The sequence below is a fragment of the Methylorubrum suomiense genome, assembly GCF_022179765.1.
GTDB lineage: Bacteria > Pseudomonadota > Alphaproteobacteria > Rhizobiales > Beijerinckiaceae > Methylobacterium > Methylobacterium suomiense.
The window spans coordinates 517,404-539,713 of sequence record NZ_BPRE01000001.1 but is presented as its reverse complement, the minus strand read 5'-3'; the positions used below and the strand labels follow the sequence as shown (position 1 = coordinate 539,713).

The 22,310-nt window shown below is 70.0% G+C and carries 21 protein-coding genes; 13 read left to right on the top strand and 8 right to left on the bottom strand.

Translation table 11 applies throughout. The features are described from left to right. Nucleotides 1-48 precede the first annotated feature (48 nt). The gene (gene hemE, locus MFF26_RS02575; protein WP_137828952.1) at nt 49-1,116 is read right to left on the bottom strand and encodes a uroporphyrinogen decarboxylase; all 1,068 of its coding nucleotides are present in this window, start codon (nt 1,114-1,116) and stop codon (nt 49-51) included. Between the two features lie 784 nt (nt 1,117-1,900). On the opposite strand from hemE, the gene MFF26_RS02570 reads away from it, so the two are divergent. The 10 genes from MFF26_RS02570 to MFF26_RS02525 all read left to right on the top strand — a co-directional run bounded on the left by MFF26_RS02570 (nt 1,901) and on the right by MFF26_RS02525 (nt 11,094). Continuing rightward, nucleotides 1,901-2,731, top strand: coding sequence for a pyruvate, water dikinase regulatory protein (locus MFF26_RS02570; RefSeq protein ID WP_137828953.1), 831 nt, complete (start codon nt 1,901-1,903; stop codon nt 2,729-2,731). A 5-nt stretch (nt 2,732-2,736) separates the two neighbouring features. Next, nucleotides 2,737-3,873 carry a glycosyltransferase family 61 protein gene (locus tag MFF26_RS02565; RefSeq protein WP_137828954.1) on the top strand — a complete coding sequence of 379 codons (1,137 nt, stop codon included), beginning with the start codon at nt 2,737-2,739 and terminating at the stop codon, nt 3,871-3,873. 117 nt (nt 3,874-3,990) lie between these two features. Further along, nucleotides 3,991-4,605, top strand: a complete 615-nt coding sequence (locus tag MFF26_RS02560; RefSeq protein WP_137828955.1) for a Maf family protein — start codon at nt 3,991-3,993, stop codon at nt 4,603-4,605. 38 nt (nt 4,606-4,643) lie between these two features. Further along, the gene (locus tag MFF26_RS02555; protein WP_238307430.1) at nt 4,644-5,639 is read left to right on the top strand and encodes a cation diffusion facilitator family transporter; all 996 of its coding nucleotides are present in this window, start codon (nt 4,644-4,646) and stop codon (nt 5,637-5,639) included. Next, the gene (locus tag MFF26_RS02550) at nt 5,636-6,472 is read left to right on the top strand and encodes a shikimate dehydrogenase (protein WP_137828957.1); all 837 of its coding nucleotides are present in this window, start codon (nt 5,636-5,638) and stop codon (nt 6,470-6,472) included. The genes MFF26_RS02555 and MFF26_RS02550 overlap by 4 nt, the downstream gene beginning before the upstream one ends. After that, nucleotides 6,469-7,116 carry a dephospho-CoA kinase gene (gene coaE / locus MFF26_RS02545; protein ID WP_137828958.1) on the top strand — a complete coding sequence of 216 codons (648 nt, stop codon included), beginning with the start codon at nt 6,469-6,471 and terminating at the stop codon, nt 7,114-7,116. Before MFF26_RS02550 ends, coaE begins: the two co-directional genes overlap by 4 nt. Further along, nucleotides 7,113-8,456, top strand: a complete 1,344-nt coding sequence (locus MFF26_RS02540; RefSeq protein WP_137828959.1) for a leucine-rich repeat-containing protein kinase family protein — start codon at nt 7,113-7,115, stop codon at nt 8,454-8,456. Before coaE ends, MFF26_RS02540 begins: the two co-directional genes overlap by 4 nt. Nucleotides 8,457-8,510: 54 nt before the next feature. Then, entirely contained in the window at nt 8,511-9,233 is a 723-nt protein-coding gene (gene dnaQ / locus MFF26_RS02535; protein WP_137828960.1) for a DNA polymerase III subunit epsilon, read from the top strand. Nucleotides 9,234-9,336: 103 nt separating this feature from the next. Continuing rightward, nucleotides 9,337-9,777 carry a ribbon-helix-helix domain-containing protein gene (locus MFF26_RS02530; protein WP_137828961.1) on the top strand — a complete coding sequence of 147 codons (441 nt, stop codon included), beginning with the start codon at nt 9,337-9,339 and terminating at the stop codon, nt 9,775-9,777. 66 nt (nt 9,778-9,843) lie between these two features. Beyond that, nucleotides 9,844-11,094 carry an extracellular catalytic domain type 1 short-chain-length polyhydroxyalkanoate depolymerase gene (locus tag MFF26_RS02525; protein ID WP_137828962.1) on the top strand — a complete coding sequence of 417 codons (1,251 nt, stop codon included), beginning with the start codon at nt 9,844-9,846 and terminating at the stop codon, nt 11,092-11,094. A gap of 49 nt (nt 11,095-11,143) precedes the next feature. Here the strand turns inward: MFF26_RS02525 and MFF26_RS02520 are convergent, their stop codons facing one another. The 4 genes from MFF26_RS02520 to secA all read right to left on the bottom strand — a co-directional run bounded on the left by MFF26_RS02520 (nt 11,144) and on the right by secA (nt 15,992). Beyond that, nucleotides 11,144-11,617, bottom strand: a complete 474-nt coding sequence (locus tag MFF26_RS02520; RefSeq protein WP_137828963.1) for an NUDIX hydrolase — start codon at nt 11,615-11,617, stop codon at nt 11,144-11,146. Beyond that, entirely contained in the window at nt 11,614-12,420 is an 807-nt protein-coding gene (locus MFF26_RS02515) for a 4'-phosphopantetheinyl transferase family protein (protein WP_137828964.1), read from the bottom strand. Before MFF26_RS02515 ends, MFF26_RS02520 begins: the two co-directional genes overlap by 4 nt. A gap of 208 nt (nt 12,421-12,628) precedes the next feature. Further along, nucleotides 12,629-13,066 carry a GNAT family N-acetyltransferase gene (locus tag MFF26_RS02510; protein WP_137828965.1) on the bottom strand — a complete coding sequence of 146 codons (438 nt, stop codon included), beginning with the start codon at nt 13,064-13,066 and terminating at the stop codon, nt 12,629-12,631. A 7-nt stretch (nt 13,067-13,073) separates the two neighbouring features. Continuing rightward, the gene (secA, locus tag MFF26_RS02505) at nt 13,074-15,992 is read right to left on the bottom strand and encodes a preprotein translocase subunit SecA (protein WP_137828966.1); all 2,919 of its coding nucleotides are present in this window, start codon (nt 15,990-15,992) and stop codon (nt 13,074-13,076) included. A gap of 366 nt (nt 15,993-16,358) precedes the next feature. On the opposite strand from secA, the gene MFF26_RS02500 reads away from it, so the two are divergent. Together MFF26_RS02500 and MFF26_RS02495 are read left to right on the top strand one after the other, a co-directional pair. Continuing rightward, on the top strand, nt 16,359-17,270 hold the full coding sequence (locus tag MFF26_RS02500) for a peptidylprolyl isomerase (RefSeq protein ID WP_137828967.1): 912 nt from the start codon (nt 16,359-16,361) through the stop codon (nt 17,268-17,270). A gap of 253 nt (nt 17,271-17,523) precedes the next feature. Beyond that, nucleotides 17,524-17,736 (top strand): hypothetical protein, encoded by a 213-nt coding sequence (locus MFF26_RS02495; protein WP_137828968.1) that lies wholly within the window; start codon nt 17,524-17,526, stop codon nt 17,734-17,736. 75 nt (nt 17,737-17,811) lie between these two features. On the opposite strand, the gene MFF26_RS02490 is transcribed toward MFF26_RS02495, so the two are convergent. The 3 genes from MFF26_RS02490 to MFF26_RS02480 are packed head-to-tail and all read right to left on the bottom strand — an operon-like array spanning nt 17,812 to nt 21,035. Further along, complete coding sequence (locus tag MFF26_RS02490) at nt 17,812-18,519, bottom strand: uracil-DNA glycosylase (protein WP_137829034.1); 708 nt, start codon at nt 18,517-18,519, stop codon at nt 17,812-17,814. Between the two features lie 14 nt (nt 18,520-18,533). Beyond that, entirely contained in the window at nt 18,534-20,063 is a 1,530-nt protein-coding gene (locus MFF26_RS02485; protein ID WP_137828969.1) for a bifunctional metallophosphatase/5'-nucleotidase, read from the bottom strand. 15 nt (nt 20,064-20,078) lie between these two features. Then, on the bottom strand, nt 20,079-21,035 hold the full coding sequence (locus MFF26_RS02480) for a class I SAM-dependent methyltransferase (protein WP_137828970.1): 957 nt from the start codon (nt 21,033-21,035) through the stop codon (nt 20,079-20,081). 202 nt (nt 21,036-21,237) lie between these two features. Between MFF26_RS02480 and hemH the strand changes: the two genes are divergently transcribed. Further along, nucleotides 21,238-22,308 (top strand): ferrochelatase, encoded by a 1,071-nt coding sequence (gene hemH, locus MFF26_RS02475; protein ID WP_137828971.1) that lies wholly within the window; start codon nt 21,238-21,240, stop codon nt 22,306-22,308. The last annotated feature ends 2 nt before the right edge of the window (nt 22,309-22,310 follow it).

The following is a 22,310-nucleotide window of genomic DNA, read 5'->3' as shown; positions in this document are numbered from 1 at the left end:
CGCGGCCGGCGGGAATCCGCCAGCCTCTCCGTGCAGCGTCGATCGGACTCAGCGGCCCGCGCGCAGGCGCGCCAGCATCCGCTCGACATGGGCGACCGGCGTCTGCGGGGTGATGCCGTGGCCGAGATTGAAGATGTGCGGCAGGCCCGCCGTCGCCTCCAGGATCGCGTCGACCGCGGCGTCGAGCTTGTCGCCCCCCTCGATCAGCGTCTCGGGATGCAGGTTGCCCTGGGTGACGGTGGTGGCCGGAATGCGGGCGCGGAGCGCCGCGAGATCGACGCCCCAATCGACGCCGACCGCGTCGGCCCCGGTCTCCGGAACAACGCGGGCATGGCCGTCGAGGCCCGAGCCGCGGGCGAACACGATGATCTTCGCCTGCGGAACCTGAGCCCGGATGCCTTCGACCATGCGGGCGATGGGGCCGAGGGAGAAGCGCTTGAGCGCATCGCCGTCGGGCGACTCGGGCAGAACGCCGGCATGGGACTCGAAGATCTGCACCGCATCCACGCCGGCGCGGAACTGGCGGACGAGATACTCGGTCTGGACCGTGACCAAGCGATCGAGAAGCGCGTCGAGAAGCGCCGGATCGGCGGCGGCCAGCGCGCGGGCCGGGGCGAGGTCGGGCGTGCCGCGTCCGCCGATCATGTAGCTCGCCACTGTCCAGGGGGCGCCGCAGAAGCCGAGCAGCGTCGTCTCGTGGGGCAGGGCCCCCCGGATGCGCGTCACCGCCTCGAAAACCGGCGCGAGGTGGGAAAAGATCGCGGGATCGCCGGCCTCGCGCAGGCGCTCGAACTGGGCCCGGCCTTCGAGGGCGTCGAGGCGCGGACCTTCGCCCTCCACGAAGCGCACGTCCTGGCCGAGCGCGTGAGGCACCACGAGGATGTCGGAGAACAGGATCGACGCCTCGAAGCCGAAGCGGCGGATCGGCTGCAGCGTCACCTCGGTGGCGAAAGCTGGATTGTAGCAGAGATCGAGGAAGGAACCGGCCTCGGCCCGGGTCGCCCGGTATTCCGGCAGGTAGCGTCCGGCTTGGCGCATCATCCAGGCGGGCGGTGGCGAGATCGCCTCGCCGGAGAGCACGCGCAGAACCGGCCTGTCCATCGTCGCGTCCGCCATGCCGTCTCCCGCCCGCTCGGATACCGTGTCGGCGAACCGGAGAGGGCTCGGCCCTCGCCGTCCCCAACCCGGCCCTTCTTAAAGAAAGAGAGATTCTAGACTCTCTGTTTTTTCTCTTGGACGTTGGATCGTGGTGCCGCAAGCGCGTCCACAGGCCCTCCCCACAGCCGCGGCGTTAATCGGCTCTTAACAGATTGCCTCTAATCTCCCGGATAGGCCAAGCTTGCCAGGAGCTTGTGAGCCCGAGTGTGGCCGCCTGCGGCCGACGGTCCCGGATTCTCCCATTCGGCCGATTCCGGCAAGCCGTGCCGGACGCCGTGTTGAGGGCGGAGTCGACAAGTTCCCGCCCGCCCGGGAGTCGGCCCGGTTCGAAGCCGGCTTATCCCCATCCATCGACTCCTGCCGGGGCTGCTGGGGACAGACCCGTGGTTCGGACTCGGTAATCCATTCGAATCACACTCGTTTTCTGTGACATCGATCATCCCGACAGCCCCATCGCCGTCATTCCGGGGCGTCGCAGACGAACCCGGAACCCACCCGTGATGCGCCGCTTCACGAAGCCTCGCCCCTGGTCGTGGATCCGGGGTTCCGGTGCGCGGCCCTGAGATGACGGGGCGGGGTGGATCGCCGGGTTCGGATGAAGGCGGCGCATCCTCGCGCAAGCCCAGAACCGAGGCTCATCGGAACGGTCCGGCTTCCCTGCGGGCCCGCGCGCCTCTAAGCATCGCAAAGCGGGCCGCTTCGGGCGGCCCCGGATGCGTCATCGAAAGTCGATCCTCTCGCGATGAGCCGCAGTTACTTCCACCTCCATCTCGTCTCCGATTCCACCGGCGAGACCTTGATCAATGTCGGGCGTGCCGCGGCGGTGCAGTACGAGGGCATCTCGGCGATCGAGCACGTCTATCCCCTGGTGCGCTCGAGCCCGCAGCTCGAACGGGTGATCTCCGAGATCAAGGCGGCGCCCGGCCTCGTGCTCTATACGCTGGTCGGTCACGAATTGACCGAGCGGCTGGAGGAGGCCTGCCGCGAGACCGGCTCGCCGACGCTCAACGTGCTCCAGCCGGTGCACGCGCTCCTGCGCTCCTATCTCGGCGCGACCTCGACCGAGCGGCCCGGCGCCCAGCACATGCTCAATGCCGAGTACTTCAAGCGCATCGACGCGATGAACTTCACGCTGGCCCACGACGACGGCAACCTGCCCGACGACCTCGACGAGGCGGACGTGGTCCTGGTCGGCGTCAGCCGCACCTCGAAGACGCCGACCTCGATCTACCTCGCCAATCGCGGCCTCAAGACCGCCAATCTCCCTCTCGTGCCGTCGATGCCCCTGCCGCCGAGCTTCGACCGGGTGCGCAAGGCCCTGATCGTCGGCCTGATCGCCAGCCCCGAGCGCATCGTCCAGATCCGGCAGAACCGCCTGCTCAGCCTGAAGGCGGACGACAATTCCTCCTACGTCGATCGCGAGGCGGTTGCCGACGAGATCACCGCCTCGCGCCGGCTCTGCGCCAAGTATCGCTGGCCGACGATCGACGTGACCCGCCGGTCCATCGAGGAGACGGCCGCCGCGATCCTCGACCTCTACCGCGAGCACCGCCTGAAATTCATCGCCACCTGATGCCGATGCCCGACGAGACGGGCTTCGCCGCTGGCGAGCTGCGCGACGCCGTCGCGGCCGGACGCGGCCGGCTCACGGATCTCAGCCTGTCCTCCCGTGCACGAATGCCGCCGCCGGACCTGATGATCGGGGCGATCCATGCCGGGCTGCTGCGCGACTATTTCGGGCAGACCGTGGTGCTCGGCGCCAGCCTGTACGAGGTGACCGATGCCGAGGTGGCCGCCGAGGGAGTCCTCTTCCTCGACGGCGCGGTCCAGTATTGCGGGCAGCTCAACATCTTCCCGGTCGACAGCGAGGCCCGCTTCCGGACGCTCGCGGCGCGCCGGTCCGGCCTGCGGCCGGTGAGCATGGCGGATCCGGTCGTGCTGCTCGCGGGCCCCGGCCATCACATGTACGGGCACTGGCTGGTGGATTTCCTGCCCAAGCTGTTCCTGCTCCACCGGGCCGGCCACGACATCGCGCGGCTGCGCTACCTGCTGCCGGCCGACACGCCGGCCTTCGCCCGGACCTGGCTCGGGCTCCTGGGGATCGGCGCGGACCGGATCGTCGCCTACGACCGCGAGCGCGACCGCGTCGCCTGCCGCCGGCTGCTCGTGCCGACGGCCCTGCGCTTCATCGGCCGCGCCTCGCCGCTGATGCGCGAGGCCGCCCGCTTCCTGCTCGACCGCGTCACGCCCCGATCCCGCCCGGGCTGGCGCCTCGGCCGGAGCGGCCGGGCACGGCCCGCTTTGCGCAGGCTCCTGATCTCCCGGTCGGACAATGCCGACACGCACAATCGCCGCACCCTGACGGAGCGGGCGGAGCTGGAGGCGGGCGCGCGGGCGCGCGGTTTCGAGATCGTGCGGCCCGAAGGTCTGAGCGTGCCGGAGCAGGTCGCCCTGTTCCGCTCGGCCGACGTCCTCGTCGGCGAGTACGGCTCGGGGCTGCACGGCTCGCTGTTCGCCCTCCCCGGTGCGACCATCGTGTCGTTCCGCGACAACGGGACCGAACTCGGCTTCCTGCAGAACTCCCTCGACCACGCGCTCGGCCATGCCAGCGGCTACGTGTTCGGTTCGGCCCGGACGGGGGAGGGGTTCTTCTCGGTGCAGCCGCAGGATATCGACTTCGCCTTCGACTGGATCGACGCGCATCGCCTGCGCTGAGGCATCGGGCGATCGCGGGGCGATCCGCCCGATGGACCGGGGGCCGCCGACGCCCGGACCGGACATGACGGCACGATCGCGGCAAGCGATGACCCTCGCTGACGGAGACCACCCGCCTTGACGCTCGCTTCCCCCTGGCGCCCCGCCGAACCGCTGGTTCTCGCCTCGGGCAGCCGCACCCGGCGCGATCTCCTGGCGGGGGCCTCTCTGCCCGTCGAGGCGGTGCCGGCCGCGATCGACGAGCGGGCGGCGGAGCGCCAAGCCGGCGGCCTCCCGCCCACGGCCCTGGCGCTCCATCTCGCCCGCGCCAAGGCACGGGACGTGGCCGGGCGTCGTCCCGGCCGGATCGTGGTCGGCGCCGATCAGGTGCTCGAACTCGACGGCGCGATCCTGCACAAACCCGCCGACCGCGCGGCGGCGGCGGCCCATCTCGCCCGTCTCCAGGGCCGGACCCATGCCCTGCATTCGGCCGTGGTCCTGATCCGCGGCGAGGCCGAGGACGGCTTCGTCGAGACGGCATCGCTCACGATGCGCGCCCTCGACGAGGCGGGGATCGACGCCTACCTGAGATGCGCCGGCGATGCGGTCACGGCGTCGGTCGGCGCCTATCAGCTGGAGGGCGTCGGCATCCACCTGTTCGAGCGGGTCGAGGGCGCGCACGAGACCATCCTCGGTCTGCCGCTGCTGCCGCTGCTGGCACGATTGAGGGCAATGGGCCTGCTGGCCTTCTGAGAACGGGCGGCGGCATGCGCGATCCCCTGCAAGGTCCCTTGCAAGAGTCTCGGCAAGATTCCCGGCATGATCAGGCGCACGGGCATTCGCACGCGCCCGATGATGCCCACGATCACCATCACGACCATGGCCACGGCCATGCGCATGGTCACGTCCACGCCCCGAAGGATTTCGGCCGGGCCTTCGCCCTGGGCATCGCGCTGAATGTCGGCTTCGTGGTGGTCGAGGCGGCCTACGGGTTCCTGTCGAACTCCATGGCCCTGGTGGCGGATGCCGGCCACAACCTCTCCGACGTGCTCGGGCTCGCCGCCGCGTGGCTCGCCTCGGTGCTCGTGAAGCGAACGGCCACCGCCCGCTTCACCTACGGCCTGCGCGGCTCCTCGATCCTCGCCGCCCTGTTCAACGCGGTGACGCTGCTGGTGGCGACGGGTGCCATCATCGCCGAGGCGATCCAGCGGTTCCTGGCGCCGGCGCCGGTGGCGGGGACGACCGTGATGGTGGTGGCCGGGATCGGAATCCTCATCAACGGCTTCACCGCTTGGCTGTTCGCCTCCGGCGGCAAGCACGACATCAACATCCGCGGCGCCTATCTGCACATGGCGGCGGACGCTGCCGTATCCCTCGGGGTGGTGCTGGCCGGATTGGCGATCCTCGCCACCGGCTACGACTGGATCGACCCCGTGGTGAGCCTGATCATCGCCGCCTTCATCATCATCACGACCTGGGGTCTGCTGATCGAGAGTCTGCGCATGGCGCTCGCCGCCGTACCCCCGCGCATCGATCCCCAGGCGGTGCGGGCCTGCCTCGCCGGCCGTCCGGGCGTGGTCGGCCTGCACGATCTCCATATCTGGTCGATGAGCACCACCGAGGTGGCGCTCACCGCCCATCTCGTCGTGGCCGACATTCCCGAGGGCCGTTTCCTGAAGGAGACGGCGGAGGCCTTGCGCGCGCGCTTCGGCATCCACCACACCACCCTCCAGATCGAGCTGGAGGGTCGCACCGCCTGCACCCTGGCCCAGGATTGCACCGCATGACCCGGAAAGCCTTCGTCATCGGGCATCCCATCGCCCATTCCCGCTCGCCGATGATCCACGGCCACTGGCTCGCCGAGCACGGCATCGACGGCACTTACGAGCGCATCGACGTTCCTCCGGAGGCACTCGAGGCCTTCATCCGCTCCCTGCCCCGATCCGGCTTCGCCGGCGGCAACGTCACGATCCCGCACAAGGAGACGGCGTTCCGCCTCGTCGATTCCCTGACCGAGCGGGCCGAGCGGGTCGGGGCGGTGAACACGCTCGTCGTCGAGGGCGACCGGGTCGTCGGCGACAACACCGACGGCCTCGGCTTCATCGCCCATCTCGACCACAGCCTCGGCGTGGACTGGCCAGAGCGGGCCGGGCATCGCGCGGTGGTGCTCGGGGCCGGTGGCGCGGCGCGCGGCATCGTCGCCGGGCTGCTCGGGCGGGGGATGCGCGTCCAGATCGCCAACCGCAGTCCGGACAACGCCCGGTCCCTCGCCGCCCTCGATCCGGAGAAGGCGCAGGCGCTGCCCTGGGACGCCCTGCCCGAGGCGCTCCCAGAAACGGGGCTTCTCATCAACGCCACGTCGCTCGGCATGGTCGGGCATCCACCGCTCGATCTCGATCTCGCCGCCCTGCCGGCTCGGGCCGCGGTGGCCGATATCGTCTACGTGCCCCTTGAGACGCCGCTGCTGGCCGCCGCCCGCGCCCGCGGCCTCGCCGCGGTCGATGGGCTCGGCATGCTGCTGCATCAGGCGGTGCCGGGCTTTGCCGCATGGTTCGGCGTGCGCCCCGAGGTCACCCCGGCCCTGCGCGAGATGATCGTCGCGGACCTCGTCGGGAAATGAGCGGCGGCTCGCAGACACCGCGCAAGACGCCGCGCTTGCCGTTCGTTCTCGGCCTCACCGGCTCGATCGGCATGGGCAAGTCGGCCACCGCCGCGATGTTCACCGCCCGCGGTGTGCCGGTCCACGATTCGGATGCGGCGGTCCACGCCCTCTACGGGCCGGGCGGCGCGGCCGCGGGGGCGATCGGCGCGGCCTTTCCCGGAACGCTGACGGCGGAGGGCGGTGTCGATCGCCCGGCCCTGCGCGAGGCCGTGCTCGGCGACCCGGACAAGCTGCGGCGGCTGGAGCAGATCGTCCATCCCCTCGTGGGCGCGCAGGCCCGCGCCTTCCTCGACCGCCACGCGGCGGAACGCCTCGTCGTCCTCGACATCCCGCTCCTGTTCGAGACGGGGGGCCAAGCGCGCTGCGACGCGGTCCTCGTCGTCACGGCGCCGCCCGAGGTGCAGCGCGCCCGGGTGCTGGCCCGCCCCGGCATGACGGAAGGCGCCCTCGACGCGATCCTCGCCAAGCAGATGCCCGATGCCGAGAAGCGGCAACGGGCCGATCACGTGATCGACACGAGCCGCGGCTTCGCGGCGGCCGAGGCCGAGGTCGAGGCGCTGATCGCGCGTTTGGGCGGTGCCGACCCGGCCTCGAATCGATGAGCGCGAATGCACCGATCGACCCGACCCTCCTGGCCCTCCGCCGGGGCGATCTCGCCGGCACCCGCGCGCTGCGGCTGACGGGGCCGCTCGATGCCTTTCCCGACGAGGTGTTCGGCCTCGCCGAGACGCTCGAACGGCTCGATCTCAGCGGCTGCGGGCTGACGGCTCTCCCCGACGGGTTCGGGCGATTGCGTCGGCTGAAGGTGCTGTTCTGCTCGGGCAACCGCTTCGATCGGTTGCCGCCCGTCCTCGGCGACTGCCCCGAACTGGCCCAGATCGGCTTCCGTGGCACCGGGCTGCGGGAGGTGCCGGGCGAGGCCCTGCCGATGCGGCTGCGCTGGCTCACCCTGACCGACAACCGGATCACCCATCTGCCCGACGCGCTCGGCGCGCGGCCGCAACTGCAGAAGCTGATGCTGGCCGGCAACGCGCTCGACGCGCTGCCGGCCACGCTCGAGGGCGCGCCAAACCTCGAATTGCTGCGGCTGTCCGCCAATGCCTTCGCGACGCTGCCGGCATGGCTCGCGCATCTGCCGCGGCTCGCCTGGATCGCCTGGGCCGGCAACCCGGCCGAGGGCGGGACGGTGCAGGCCCGGGTCCCCGACGTGCCCTGGTCGCGGCTGGATCCCGGAGCCCTGCTCGGCGAGGGCGCCTCCGGCCGGATCGTGGCGGCGACCTGGCGGGCGGAGGAGGGGGAACCCGCTCGGCCCGTCGCGGTGAAGCTGTTCAAGGGGGCCATGACCAGCGACGGGCTGCCCGAGCGCGAGATGGCCGCCTGCCTCGCCGCGGGCCAGCATCCGAACCTGACCGGAGCGCTCGGGCAGATCGTCGATCATCCGGACGGCGCGCAGGGCCTGCTGATGCCGCTGCTGCCGGCGGATTGGCGGGTGCTCGCCGGTCCGCCGAGCCTCGAGAGCTGCAGCCGCGACGTCTACGATCCGGCCCTGCGCCTGCCGCTGGCCGCGGCGCTGCGGATCACCCTCTCGGTCGCGCGGGGGGCGGCCCATCTCCACGCCCGCGGCCTGCTGCACGGCGATCTCTACGCCCACAACACGATCTGGGATGGGACGGCGGGCACGGCGGTGCTGAGCGATTTCGGTGCCGCCTCCCTGTTGCCGCCCGGCCCCGCGGGCGCGGCTTGGCAAAGGATCGAGACCCGCGCCTGGGGCCTGCTTCTGGGCGAGTTGCTCGATTGTTGCACGAGCGATCCCGCGACCCTCGCCGAGCTGCGAGACTTGGAGCGGGCCTGCATTCAGGCGGATATCAGGGCACGGCCCCTCATGGCCGAGGTGGTGCAGGCTCTCTCCGCACACATCGGCGAGGCCTGTCCGGACGAGTAACCATTCCGGGTTAGAACCTCTCGATCCGCATCCCTCCGGCCGAGTGCGAACACCATGCTGCGCGAGATCGTCCTCGACACCGAGACCACCGGCACCGACGCCAAGGGCGGTGATCGGCTCATCGAGATCGGCTGCGTCGAGCTGATCAACCACGTCCAGACCGGCCAGACCTTTCACCAACTCGTCAACCCGCAGCGGGCGGTCTCCGAGGGGGCCTTCGCGGTTCACGGCATCTCGGACGCGATGCTCGCCGGCAAGCCGGTCTTCGCGGACATCGTCGATGCCTTCGTGGCGTTCTGCGGCGATGCGCGGCTGGTGATCCACAACGCACCCTTCGATGTCGGCTTCCTCAACATGGAGTTCGGGCGTCTCGGTCCCGCCGCTCCGCCGCAGATCGTGCTGGAGGACGTGGTCGACACGCTGCTCTTGGCTCGCCGCAAGCATCCGGGCGCGGCCAACAATCTCGATGCGCTGTGCAATCGCTACGGCGTCGACACCACGCGCCGGGTCAAGCACGGGGCGCTGCTCGACGCGCAGATCCTCGCGGAGGTCTATGTCGAGCTGCTCGGCGGCAAGCAGACGAGTCTCGGCCTCAGCGTCGCCGAGCCGGTGGAGACCGCGTCCGCCCTCGCGGCCGTCGAGTCGGGCCCGGTCGGACCGCGACCGATCCGCAGCCGCCTTGGCGACGCCGAGCGCGAGCGCCATGCCGCCTTCGTCGCGGGTCTGGGAACCAATGCGGTCTGGCGCGAATACCTCGGCGACCCCGAGACGGCTTGACCGTCACACGCCCGCATTGCTGCATTGCAAAACGTTTCATCTTGCGGCGCAGCATATTCAACCCCATACCATCCCTGTGGATGGCGGCGGGATGGACGGGACGATGGAAGCGCTCGAGGACATGGGGCACGAGACCCCGATCCGGATCGGAACGCGGGCGGCCGACAGCGAGAAGATCACGGTCAATCTCGGCTATGTCGATCTCGGCCACGTCGATCTGCTCGTGTCCGAGGGCGCCTACGCCAACCGCAGCGACTTCATTCGCACTGCGGTGCGCAATCAGATCGCCCATCACGCCGACATCACGCGCCAGTCGGTCGCCCGCAAGGCGGTCGAGCTGGGGATGCGGCATTACGGACGGGCGGAACTGGAGGCTGCTCGGTCATCGGGCACCACCCTCGACATCCGGGTGCTCGGCCTCGCGGTGATCGCCGCCGACGTCTCCCCCGACCTTGCCCGCGCCACCATCGCCTCCCTCGAAGTGCTGGGCAGCCTCCAGGCGAGCCCGGCCGTCAAACGGGCGCTCGCCGACCGCCTGCGCTGATCCCTCAACCCCCTCGTGACCCGGGCGCGTGCGCGCGCCCGTCGCCGACCCGGAAAGCGAGACCCCATGACCGATCATTCCTCGACCCTGATGTCCGATATGGCCGAAGCGACCCGGCTGACCCGGGCCGGACGGCTCGCCGAGGCCGCCGCCTTGATCCAGCGCAGCCTCGGTGCCGCCGGGCTGCCGGGTGCGGGCGGCACTGCGAGGAACGAGATCGCTGCCCGGCTCGAAGGTTTGGCCGGGGCGGCGGACCCCCGTTCGCAGGGTTATTCCGACGCCCAGGCCGCCGTTCTGCCGGAGCGGCTGCGCGACGGCATCGACCAGATGATGCGCAGCCTGCGCACGCTGGCTCCGGCCCTGAACGGCCTCGCCGGCGGCGAGGGCCGCGGAATGCCGCGCGAGGGAGATCCGTCCGTTGACCGGTCGTCCGACGGCGGACAGTTCGTCGCGCGCAGCTTCTCCAACGCGGCGGGGGCGCGGGATTACAAGCTGTTCGTCCCGAGCCCGCGGCCGGGCCCCCGGCCGCTCGTCGTGATGCTGCACGGCTGCACCCAGTCGCCCGACGATTTCGCGGCCGGCACCCGCATGAACCTGCTGGCCGAGGAGGAGGGCATCTACGTGGCCTATCCGCGCCAGTCGGGCCGGGCCAATGCCCAGCGCTGCTGGAACTGGTTCGAGCCCGCCGACCAGGGCCGGGAGATGGGTGAGACGGGCATCATCGCCGGGCTCGCCCGCGCCATCGCCACCGAGCATCCGATCGACCGCAGCCGGATCTACATCGCCGGGCTCTCGGCGGGCGGTGCGGCGGCGGCCAACATCGCCCGGGCCTATCCGGACCTGTTCGCCGCGGTCGGCGTCCATTCGGGCCTCGCGGCGGGCTGCGCCCGGGATCTGCCCTCGGCGCTCTCGGCCATGCGGGTCGGCGCGCCGGGCTCCGAGGCACCCGGAGGGGCTTCGGGTTTCGGCGCCGGCTCGGTCGCGCAGTCGCTGCGCGTGCCCACCATCGTCTTCCACGGCGAGGGTGACGGCACGGTCAGCCCGCGCAATGCCGAGGCCGTGCTGGCCCAGGCGGGTGTCGCCGGGCTGACGCCCCGGTCCGAGCGCGGCAGCAGCGCGGGCCATTCCTACCTGCGCACCCGCTACGCCGACGAGGCCGGCCGGGTGCAGGTCGAGTCCTGGTCGATCCAGGGGGCGGGCCATGCCTGGGCCGGTGGCAGCGCAACGGGCAGCTACACCGACCCGAACGGACCGGACGCCTCGCGGGCGATGCTGGACTTCTTCCTCGGCCACAGCCTGCCGAGCCGGAGAGATTGAGGTCGGGTTCTGGGCGCCCGACGGACGAAAGCCGCGACGGAGCGGCCACTCACGGCTTAGTCGGAGCCCCCAATCGCGGCCGCGTTTCGAGCGCGGCCGCAAGGCCCTCGGGATAGAGACTGACGCCCGCGTCCAGGATGTCGGGCCGGAACCAGCGCGCCGTGCAGGGCGCGCCGTCATCCTCGCGGAACAGGATGACGTCGCGCTCGTAGAGGGTCGCGTCGTGGAGCCGGAGATCGGCCGCGAACACGATCTCGTGGCCGAGCGCACCTTCATGGCGAAAGATGTTCTCGAAGACCGACCAGGGGCCGGTGATCGTCACGTCGCAGCCGAGTTCCTCTTGGAACTCCCGGATGAGAGCCTGTTCGCGGGTCTCGCCGAAGGCGATGCCGCCGCCCAGGGGACGCACGCCCATGAGGCGGCCGCCATCGTCGCGCACCTCCGCGGCCAGCAACCGGTCGCCGCGCCATGCCAGCCCGATCACCGTGGCGCGGATCTGTTGGAGCGGGCGCCACATTGTCACCGGTTTCCGGCCTCCCGCCATTCCGCCGCGGCCACGGCGAGCGCGTCGTGCCACGTCGCCCGGTCCGCCGCCTCGACCGTGAGCGTGACGGTTCGCGGCAGCACCAGCGCGCTCGCCAGCTCGCCGGCGAGGAGGCTGATCCCCTGATACTGGGCGAAATGGGCGAAGGTGACCGAGAGCCCGAGCGGATCGGGCGCGATGCCGGCCACGGCCAGCAGCTCCATGGGAACGGTCAGGCCGCAGCGCAGGGCCTTGGACAGGGCCTCCTTCAGGCACCAGAGCCGCATCAGCCCCTCGACCTCCGACCCGTCGAGGCGAGCGGCCATCCGCCGTTCGGCCTCCGTCATCTGGCTTGCCAGCGCGGGGACGGCGTCGGCGCGCACCCATTCGAGGTCGATCCCCATCGGGCAGCCCTCGGGAAAGGCGACCGCCAGCGCCACCGGCCCGGCATGGGACAGGCTGACGCCGAGATTGCGCAGACCTTCCCCCGACAGGACCGGCTGTTCCAGCACGCCGGGCCGGATCGCCAGCGCCCGCGGGTCGATCTCGGGATGGAGCCGCGCCAGCGCCTGCTTGGCCGCGAAGCGCCCGGCGAGCAGGCCGTGACGGCGGCGGGCATGCAGCCGGTCGGTGACGAGCGCCGCCTCGTCCGGATGCAGGAATGTCTCGCGGTTCGCGTCGAGCCAATCCAGGGAAGCGGCGGCCAGCGCCAAGCTCGCGCGCAGGGGCTCGCCTCGGCCGGTGAGGGTGAGGGGGACGGTGCGGACGAAGGGGCCTAAGGGCTCGGCGGATGGTCCGGTCATGGGCTGCCGATCCGATCAATCAGACTGTCCCACCCACCCCCTCATCCTGAGGTGTGGAGCGTAGCGAAGCCTCGAAGGAGGGCTCCAGCGGATCGCGCGATCCCTGGAGCCCTCCTTCGAGGCCGCTGGCGCGGCACCTCAGGATGAGGGGGTGGGAGAAAGCTCGACTCGGCCTCACCGAAGCGCGTGCTCCGGGCCAAACAAACTCTTACGCCTCCCGGTCATAGCGGAAGGCGTGCGCCACCCGTGGCATGCCGATCTTGTCGTAATAGGTCTCGACGCCCGGCGCGGCGGTGAGCAGCACGCTCGCCTCCGGACCCGCCGCCCGGCGCGTCTCCGCGATCAGCGTTTGGCCGATGCCGAGGCCCTGCACGTCGCGGGCAACCGCGAGGTCGGACAGGTAGGCGCAGAACGCGAAGTCGGTCAGCGTGCGGGCGACGCCGACGAGGCGCCCGCCGAGACGGGCGGTGACGATCAGGTCGGAGCCCGCGAGCATCCGGCCGAGCCGGTCGAGGGATTCGGCCGGGCGGCGCGGGGCGAGGCCGGAGGCGACGAGCACTGCCTGAAACTCGACCGCGCCGAGATTCGGCTCCAGCGCGTAGACGACGGCCTCGTCCGCCCGGTCACCCGTCCCCTCGCCCGCCATCCCGGCCTCAGGCCTCGCCGGTCTCGCTGGCGAAGCGGCCGTGGCAATGCTTGAACTTCTTGCCCGAGCCGCAGGGGCAGAGTTCGTTGCGGCCGACCTTGCCCCAGGTCGAGGTGTCGGTCGGGTCGCGCTCCAACACCGCCGCGTCCGCCGACAATTCGCGGGCGGCGTAGCCGTAGGCCGGGCCCGCGCCGCCATCGCTGCCGGTGCCGTCGAAATCCATCTCGTTGCGGCCGGTGGCCGGGTCGCGATGCTCCTCGAACATCGGCAGGGCCTGCGCCCCGCCGAAGCCGGCCTGTTCGAAGGCGCCGCCGGCCTGCGCGTCGGGCTCCTGATAGAGGATCTCGACGCGGGCGAGCTGCGCCGTCACCTGCTCGCGGAGCGCCGTGACGAGGCCGTTGAAGAGTTCGAACGCCTCCGACTTGTACTCGTTGAGCGGATCGCGCTGGGCGAACCCGCGCCAGCCGATCACCTGCCGCAGGTGGTCGAGCGTCACGAGATGCTCGCGCCACAGGTGGTCGAGGGTCTGGAGCACCACCTGCTTCTCGATATAGGCCATGACGTCGGGCGTGTTCTTCTCGACGCGGGCCTCGTAGGAGGCGTCGGAGGCCTTCTTCAGACGCTCCCGGATCTCCTCGTCGGCGATGCCCTCTTCCTTGGCCCATTCCTCGACGGGAAGGTCGAGATTGAGCAGATCCAGGCTGCGCTCCTTCAGCCCCGCCACGTCCCACTGCTCGGCATAGGCGTTCTCGGGGATGTGGACGGCGACCACGTCGTCGATGACGCCGTGGCGCATCTCGTCGACGGTCTCGCGCACGCTGTCCTGGCCCATCAGGTCCCGGCGCTGCTCGAACACGACCTTGCGCTGGTCGTTCATGACATTGTCGTACTTGAGCACGTTCTTGCGCATGTCGAAGTTGCGCGCCTCGACCTTCTGCTGCGCCTTCTCGATCGCCTTGTTGATCCAGGGATGGATGATCGCCTCGCCCTGCTCCAGGCCGAGGCGGGTGAGCATCCCGTCCATCCGGTCCGAGCCGAAGATGCGCATCAGGTCGTCCTTGAGGGACAGGTAGAATTTCGAGCGACCCGGATCGCCCTGGCGGCCGGAGCGGCCGCGAAGCTGGTTGTCGATGCGCCGCGACTCGTGGCGCTCGGTGCCGAGGATGTAGAGGCCGCCCGGCAGCGCCTTCTTGCGGCCCGCCTCCGGATCGGCCGGCTCGCCCGAGGCCAGCACCTTCTCGCGGTTCTCGGCGATCTCCTTCTTGAGCGCCTCGATCGCCGCCTCGCGCTCGGGGCCCTCGGCCAGTCCGCCGAGTTCCTTCTCGATGCGCATCTCGAGATTGCCGCCGAGTTTGATGTCGGTGCCGCGGCCGGCCATATTGGTCGCGATGGTGATGGCGCCCGGCACGCCGGCCTCGGCCACGATGTAGGCCTCCTGCTCGTGGAAGCGGGCGTTCAGCACGGCGAAGCGCTTGGTCACCCGGTTCTCGCGGGCGGCGGCGTAGACGTCGGTGAGGGCGTTCGGGTCGGAATAATCGAGGGCCTTGTAGCCGGCCTTGCGCAGGAGGTCGGCCAGCACTTCCGACTTCTCGATCGAACCGGTGCCGACGAGGACCGGCTGAAGGCGGCTATGCGCCTTGTCGATCTCCTTGATGATCGCGTCGAACTTCTCCTCGACGGTACGGTAGACCTCGTCGTCCTCGTCGACGCGCTCGATCTCCTTGTTGGTCGGGATCTCGACCACGTCGAGCTTGTAGATTTCGGCGAACTCATCCGCCTCGGTCGAGGCGGTGCCGGTCATGCCGGCGAGCTTCTTGTAGAGGCGGAAGTAGTTCTGGAAGGTGATCGAGGCGAGGGTCTGGTTCTCGGGCTGGATCGTCACCCGCTCCTTGGCCTCGAGCGCCTGGTGCAGACCTTCCGAGTAGCGCCGGCCCTGCATCATGCGGCCGGTGAACTCGTCGATGATCACGACCTCGTCGTTCTTGACGATGTAATCCTTGTCGAGCGTGAACAGGGTGTGGGCGCGCAGGGCCTGGTTCACGTGGTGGACGAGGGTGACGTTGTGGGCGTCGTAGAGGTCGCCCTCCTTGAGAAGGCCGGCCTCGCGCAGGGCCTCCTCGATGAACTCGTTGCCGGCCTCCGTCAGCGAGACCTGGCGCTGCTTCTCGTCGAGGTCGTAATGCTCCGCGACCAGCTGCGGCATGATCGCGTCGACGGCGACGTAGAGTTCCGAGCGGTCGTCGACCGGGCCGGAGATGATGAGCGGCGTGCGCGCCTCGTCGATCAGGATGGAATCGACCTCGTCGACGATGGCGAAGTGGTGCCCGCGCTGCGCCATCTGCGACAGCTCGTACTTCATGTTGTCGCGAAGATAGTCGAAGCCGAATTCGTTGTTGGTGCCGTAGGTGATGTCGCAGGCATAGGCGTCCTTGCGCTGCGTATCGTCGAGTCCGTGGACGATGGTGCCGACGCTCATGCCGAGGAAGCGGTAGACCCGGCCCATCCACTCCGCGTCGCGGGAGGCGAGGTAGTCGTTGACGGTGACGACGTGGACGCCCTTGCCCTCCAGCGCATTGAGATAGACCGGGAGCGTGGCCACCAGCGTCTTGCCCTCGCCGGTCTTCATCTCCGAGATGCCGGATTCGTGAAGCACCATGCCGCCGATCATCTGCACGTCGAAATGGCGCTGCCCGAGGACGCGCTTGGCCGCCTCGCGGACCGTGGCGAAGGCGGGCACGAGCAGGTCGTCGAGACGCGTGCCGGCGGCGAGCTGGTCGCGGAAGCCCTGGGTTCGGGCACGCAGCTGCTCGTCGGAGAGCGCGGCGAGTTCGGGCTCCAGGGCATTGATCGCGGCGACGCGCGGGCGAAAACCCTTCACTCGACGGTCGTTGGACGAGCCGAAAATCTTCTTGAGGGCACCGAGCATCGTGAACCTACGGTCCTGAAAAAAGTCGCGCGGCGGCGTTCCGTCAGAACGCCGCCGGCCTCGCGTTGGGCGGGCTTATAGAGGTAAATAGGGCGCCCCGCATCCGGAAGTGACGGGGCGAAGCTGAAGAGTCGTCGTGAGGTCTGAAATGGACCGGCCGACGCGCCGATGCCGGGCCCGGCCGAAAAAGCCCGCGGTGTCACGAGACCGCGCGCGGGTGTCCTGCCACGCTTGCCTTTGACCGGAAGAGGTTCCACCTCTGGCGCGCTGCGGCAGCCGCCGCGTGCCGAAAGATCAAGCCCCGCGCGAAGACCGGCCGGAAGATGCCGGCCCGCGGCGGCCTCGCCCAAGGACGAGCCGTTCCCGATGACGATCCCGACCCTTCTCCGGCGCGTGAGCGCCGCCGCCCTCCTCCTGGCGCTGCCGTCGCTGGCGCACGCGCAGGGCGCGGCCCCAGGCACGTCTTCGCAAGGCGCGGCCGAGTCGGCAGCCGCCGCGCCCGCCCCCGATGCGGTGGTCGCCAAGGTGAACGGTCAGCCGATCACGGGCGCCGATCTCGCCCTGGCCGCCGAGGATCCGGCCCTGTCGCTGCCCGGCGTGGACGAGGCCGCCAAGAAGAATCTGCTCGTCGATTACATGGTCGATCTCAAGGTCGGCGCGCAGGCGGCGGAAGCCGCCAAGGTCGGCGACAGCCCGGACTTCAAGCGCAAGCTCGCCTATTTCCGCGACAAGCTCCTGCTCGACGAATATCTCGAGCGCGAGACCAAGAAGTCGGTCACGCCGGAGGCCGCCAAGGCGCTCTACGATCAGACCGTGAAGTCGATGAAGCCCGAGGAAGAGGTGCGCGCCCGCCATATCCTCGTCGAGAGCGAGGACGAGGCCAAGAAGATCGCCGCGCGGGTGAAGGGCGGCGAGGATTTCGCCAAGATCGCCGGTGAGGTCTCGAAGGATCCGGGCTCCAAGACGGAAGGTGGCGATCTCGGTTTCTTCACCAAGGACCGGATGGTGAAGCCCTTCGCCGAAGCCGCCTTCAAGCTCGCGCCGGGACAGGTGTCCGACCCGGTCAAGACCCAGTTCGGCTGGCACGTGCTGCGCGTCGAGGAGAAGCGGGTGAAGCCGGTGCCGAGCTTCGACGAGATGAAAGAGCAGATCGACCAGTACCTGACCCGCAAGGCGCAGCAGGATACGATCATTCGCCTGCGCGAGGCGGCCAAGGTCGAGCGCACCGACGCGGCGCCCGCCGCCACGCCGCCCGCCGGCGAGACGAAGAAGCCGTAAGGCGAGGGGCCTTCAGGTCACGGACGGCATCACCATCGGGCGGTGCCGTCCCCTACGAAGGGATGCCGCGGGGTCGATCGGCCTTCGGCATCTCACGATCATGAAACAGGGCGGAAGGCGGCTTAATCCCGGTCAAAGGGCCGTAAGGTATGCATTGGCGGAATGTCGGGTTTTCGGCATGTGGCATACCAAATCCCAGTGTGCAGTGCGATATAGGCTTCAACGCAACGCACCCAAACATGGACCTGCCCCGATGATCGCTCTTCTGGTTCTCACCGCTGCCGTCGCCAACGTCGCTCTCGTCGTGCTGCTTGCCGATCGCTTCGGCGGTGAGGGTGGGGTCCACGCCTCCGCTGGCGAGCTGACCAGCCTGCAGACGACCCACAGCGCGACCCCGGCTCCCGCCGCGACCTACGCTCCAGCCAACGAGAACGCTGCCGCCGAGGCCGCTCGCCGCGCCGCGTAAACCCGAAGACACCGTTGTCCGATCAGCCCCGCCCCTGTGGCGGGGCTTTTTGCATGTGCGAAGGGTTCATCTATTTCAGCCGAGTCGCCAGTCGATCGGCGCCCGGCCGTGGTCCTCGAGCCATGCGTTCGCGCGCTGGAACGGGCGGGATCCCGGGAAGTCCCGCGCGCGGTTGAGCGGGGACGGATGGCCCGAGGCGACGATGCCGTGGCGGCGTGCATCGATCAGCGCCTCGCGGGCACGGGCTTGCGCGCCCCAGAGCAGGAACACCGTGGGCTCGTCGCGGGCGGAGACGGCCTCCACCGCCTCGTCGGTGAGCTGCGACCAGCCGAGCCGCAGATGCGCCCCCGCCTTTCCGGCCTCGACGGTCAGGGCCGAATTGAGCAGCAGCACGCCGCGCTCCGCCCAAGGGGTCAGGTCGCCGGTCGAGAGGTCGGGTTTGGCGCCGTCGGGAGCCAGTTCGGCGAGGATCACCTTGAGCGAGGCCGGCAGACGGCGCGACCCCACGTAGGAGAAGGCGAGCCCGTTGGCGTCGCCCGGCGTCGGATAGGGGTCCTGGCCCAGGATCACCGCCTTGACGGCGGGAAGCGGCGTCAGCGTCAGCGCCCGGAAGATCGCGGAAGGGTCGGGCAGGATGCGGGCACCGGCCGCCACGCGGGCATCGATGGCCCCCGCGACCGCGTCGGCCGCCCCCTCTCGGAAAAAGGGCAGGGCGAGCCAGGGAGAACCGCTCGCGCGGAAGGCGGCCAGCGCGGCCGCAACCGGGGCGGAGGTCGGATCGATCACGGAAAGACCTTCTACGGCAAGACCTTGAGTCGCGGCCCCGTCTCCGCCGGGAGCGGGGCTTGGGCGCGGATATAGGTCATCACCGCGTTGGCCAGCAGTTTCCCATCCGTCGCACCGATCAGGGTGCGGCCATCGGCCAGCATCCCGTAATCGTTGCCGCCGCGCAGCATAAAGTCGTTGGCGGCGACGCGGTAGGTGCGCGTCGCGTCGAGGGGTTCGTCGCCCACGCTGACCGCGGCGACGCGCCGGCCGGGCGGCGCCGATCCGTCGAGGGTCACGGTCAGGCCGGAGACATGGAGGAAGCGGCCAGACGCGCGGCCGAGATCGCGATAGCCGTTCTCCAGGGCCGCGCGCACGGTCGCCCCATCGAGCGCCACCAGCACCACCGTGTTGCCGAAGGGCAATTCGCTCAGGATGTCGCGCCGGGTGATCGCCGCGCCCGCCGGGTAGAGCCGGTCGCCGCGGATGCCCCCGCCGTTCATCAGGCCGATCTCGGCACCGGTGCTCATCCGCACGGCATCGGCGACGAGGCTGCCGAAGCTCGCCTCCCGCGACCGCACGCTGGCAACACGGCTGTCGAGGGGCGCCTGGGTCGTGCCGAGCGCCACGTCGAGTTCCCGCGACAGATCCCCTTCGAGGCGTGCCACCAGCGCGGCGGTCTCGGGATCGGGCGTCACCTGAGCGGTGTCGTGCACGCGGAAGGCCGCGCGCCAGCGCAGGGGGTCGTCGCCGGCGGAGGTGACGAAGACGTCCACCGCCGTGACGTAATGGGCATCGTGACTCGACTCGACCAGCACCGCCTGCCCGTCGTCGCGCACCACGAGATCGTGGTCGTGACCCGAGAGCAGGATGTCGACGATGCGGGCGCGCAGGATCGCGTCGTCGGTTGCCCGCGCGGTGTGGCAGACGCCGATAATCATCTGGGCGCCCGCCGCGCGCAGACTCTGCGCCTGGGCGGCGAGCGTCTCGATCTCCGGACCGAAGCGGAGATCTCCGGACTGGGATTTCTCCGGGGTCGATTGAAGCGCGATGCCGACGAGACCCAGGCGCACGCCGCCGCGTTCGATCAGCGCCGAATCCTTCACGCCGGGCAGCGGCCGGCCCGCGCCGTCGCGGAGGTTGGCGGCGAAGAACGGGAAGCGCGCCTCGGCCAGCCGCTCGGCGAAGATCCCGGGGCCGAAATCGAATTCGTGATTGCCCGGCACGAAGATGTCCGGGGGCGCGAGATTGTGGAGCGCCACGATATGGGCGCCCTTGTCGAAGCCCGACATCAGCGAGGGCGAGAAGCAATCCCCCGCATGGGCGTAGAGCAGCGGCACGCCGCGGGCCCGCTCGGCCTTCACCACGGCGTTGAGCCGGGCGAAGCCGCCGCGGCCCTCGGCCTCACCCATGGCGTAGATGTCGTTGACGAGGAGCAGGGTGAAGGTCGGCGTGGCGGCCCGCGCCGTACCGGCCGCGATCAGGCCTGCGCCGATACTCGCCCCGAGCCCCGCCACGGTGGTGCGGCGGGTGGGGTGGCGGGTCGCCCGATCGGATCGCATCGGCGCCTCAGCGCCTCAGCGCCGGGCGAGCCCGTCCCGTACCGCCTTGGCGTTGCGCCGCAGAGCCGGCCAGATCCAGGCGCCTGAGGCCAGGAACAGGCCCGCCGACATCGGCTTCAGTTCGACGGCCAGACGCTGGGCGAGGCCGGGATTCTGAAGCGGCACGGGCGGCGCGTCGGTCTTGCGGTAGACCACCGTGGTGTCCTCGCGCCAGTACTCGGTATGCGGCACGAGGCCGGCACGGCGGGCGAGGAGATCGAAGGTTTCGCGCACGTAGCCGTGGACATGGGCGAAGTGGAATCGCTCGTGCGGCGGCTTGGCGGTGGCGGCCATGTTCGGCACCGCCGCGTAGAGAATGCCGTCGGGCTTCAGCCAGCGGCTCAGCCGCTCCATCGTCTCGGCGGGGTTGCGCAGGTGCTCCAGCACGTGATGCGTGGAGATCACGTCGAAATGTCCGGCCGGGAAGCGATCCGGGTCCTCCGCCTCGGCCAGGACCTCGATGCCGTGCTGCCCGCGGGCATAGGTCGCGTAGTCCTGGCCCGGCTCGACGCCGATCACCGTGCAGCCGCGCTTCTTCGCCTCGGCCAGGAATTCGCCGGAGCCCGACCCGAAATCGAGGAGCCGCGCGCCGGGCGTGAGCTTGGGGGCCAGCAGATCGGCGCGGAAGACCGCCTCGCGGGCGGAGCGGTTGAGGTGGTGCCGCGGCGGGCCGCCGGCAAAGGCGAGCTGGTAATCGGCCCGGTAGGCGGTGGCGTAGTACTCGGCCAGCTCCTCCGGCGTCGGCATCGGATCGGTGCGGATCAGGCCGCATTGGGTGCAGGCGATCGAGCGCAGGGTCTTGAGCCGCCGGTCAGTCTCGGCGACGGAGATGGCCTCGCGCGATCCGCACAGATTGCACGCCGCCGCCGCACCCTTGTACGGGTAGCCGGTAAAGGGCACGAAGTGCTGCAGGAAGTAGCGGGGGGACTGCATGTCGCGCTGGCCTCCGGAGCGATTTCGGGCGAAGGGTTCGCCACATTCTCCGTCTCTCTTCGCCCCAAGACGCGCGAACTGACATTCGTGGTCTTGGATGGTCGCCTGCTCTAGATCGAACGGCGGGACCGCACAACCTGATCGCTCTGGCCTCGGACGGCCCTGCGTCGACGGAGGCGGTATGCCCGTGACCGGAAGCCCGATGAACGAACGCGTCGAACCCCAAACCCTGCTGCGCGAGCCCGTGCGGGTCGCGCCCACCGCCCTGCCGCCCGACCATCCGGCCGTACGGACCGGCCGCGTCGGCGTGCTCCTGATGAATCTCGGCACGCCCGAGGGCACGAGCTACTGGCCGATGCGCCGGTACCTCAAGGAATTCCTCTCCGACCGCCGGGTCATCGAGGTGCCGCGCCTGATCTGGTGGCCGCTCCTCAACCTCATCATCCTGACGAAGCGCCCGGGGCCGAAGGGCCGCGACTACGCCAGCATCTGGAACAACGAGCGGGACGAGGGCCCGCTTAAGACCATCACCCGCGGCCAGTGCGAGAAGCTCCAGGCGGCGATGGGCGACACGGTGCTGGTCGATTGGGCGATGCGCTACGGCAAGCCCGAGGTGTCGGTCCGCATCCAGGCCCTGCTCGACGAGGGCTGCGACCGCATCCTGCTGGTGCCGCTCTATCCGCAATACGCGGCGGCGACCTCGGCCACCGCCTGCGACCAGGCCTTCAAGGCCCTGATGCAGATGCGCTGGCAGCCGACCGTGCGCGTCTCGCCGCCCTACCACGACGATCCGGTCTACATCCAAGCCATGGCGGATTCGATCCGCGAGGGCTTGGCCAAGCTCGATTTCGTGCCGGAGGTGATCCTGACCTCCTTCCACGGCGTGCCCAAGAGCTACCTGCTCAAGGGCGACCCCTACCATTGCCAGTGCCTCAAGACCGGCCGCCTGATCCGCGAGGCGATGGGCTACACCCCGGAGCAGATGCGGGTGACCTTCCAGTCGCGCTTCGGCAACGAGGAATGGCTCAAGCCCTATACCGACGAGACCGTGCAGGCCCTGGCCAAGTCCGGCGTGAAGCGCATGGCGATCGTCGCCCCGGGCTTCACCGCGGATTGCCTGGAGACGCTGGAGGAACTCGATGGCGAGAACCGCCACTATTTCGAGGAGAACGGCGGCGAGAACTACGCCTTCATCCCCTGCCTCAACGACTCGGATCTCGGCATGCGGGTGATCGAGCACGTGGTGCGGCGGGAGCTGCAGGGCTGGATCTGATC

Excerpts from the sequence above, each read along its gene's own strand:
- hemE (WP_137828952.1), bottom strand. The coding sequence starts at position 1,116 with ATGGCGGACGCGACGATGGACAGGCCGGTTCTGCGCGTGCTCTCCGGC.
- MFF26_RS02570 (WP_137828953.1), top strand. The coding sequence starts at position 1,901 with ATGAGCCGCAGTTACTTCCACCTCCATCTCGTCTCCGATTCCACCGGC.
- MFF26_RS02565 (WP_137828954.1), top strand. The coding sequence starts at position 2,737 with ATGCCCGACGAGACGGGCTTCGCCGCTGGCGAGCTGCGCGACGCCGTC.
- MFF26_RS02550 (WP_137828957.1), top strand. The coding sequence starts at position 5,636 with ATGACCCGGAAAGCCTTCGTCATCGGGCATCCCATCGCCCATTCCCGC.
- coaE (WP_137828958.1), top strand. The coding sequence starts at position 6,469 with ATGAGCGGCGGCTCGCAGACACCGCGCAAGACGCCGCGCTTGCCGTTC.
- MFF26_RS02540 (WP_137828959.1), top strand. The coding sequence starts at position 7,113 with ATGAGCGCGAATGCACCGATCGACCCGACCCTCCTGGCCCTCCGCCGG.
- dnaQ (WP_137828960.1), top strand. The coding sequence starts at position 8,511 with ATGCTGCGCGAGATCGTCCTCGACACCGAGACCACCGGCACCGACGCC.
- MFF26_RS02530 (WP_137828961.1), top strand. The coding sequence starts at position 9,337 with ATGGAAGCGCTCGAGGACATGGGGCACGAGACCCCGATCCGGATCGGA.
- MFF26_RS02525 (WP_137828962.1), top strand. The coding sequence starts at position 9,844 with ATGACCGATCATTCCTCGACCCTGATGTCCGATATGGCCGAAGCGACC.
- MFF26_RS02515 (WP_137828964.1), bottom strand. The coding sequence starts at position 12,420 with ATGACCGGACCATCCGCCGAGCCCTTAGGCCCCTTCGTCCGCACCGTC.
- MFF26_RS02510 (WP_137828965.1), bottom strand. The coding sequence starts at position 13,066 with ATGGCGGGCGAGGGGACGGGTGACCGGGCGGACGAGGCCGTCGTCTAC.
- secA (WP_137828966.1), bottom strand. The coding sequence starts at position 15,992 with ATGCTCGGTGCCCTCAAGAAGATTTTCGGCTCGTCCAACGACCGTCGA.
- MFF26_RS02500 (WP_137828967.1), top strand. The coding sequence starts at position 16,359 with ATGACGATCCCGACCCTTCTCCGGCGCGTGAGCGCCGCCGCCCTCCTC.
- MFF26_RS02495 (WP_137828968.1), top strand. The coding sequence starts at position 17,524 with ATGATCGCTCTTCTGGTTCTCACCGCTGCCGTCGCCAACGTCGCTCTC.
- MFF26_RS02485 (WP_137828969.1), bottom strand. The coding sequence starts at position 20,063 with ATGCGATCCGATCGGGCGACCCGCCACCCCACCCGCCGCACCACCGTG.
- MFF26_RS02480 (WP_137828970.1), bottom strand. The coding sequence starts at position 21,035 with ATGCAGTCCCCCCGCTACTTCCTGCAGCACTTCGTGCCCTTTACCGGC.
- hemH (WP_137828971.1), top strand. The coding sequence starts at position 21,238 with ATGAACGAACGCGTCGAACCCCAAACCCTGCTGCGCGAGCCCGTGCGG.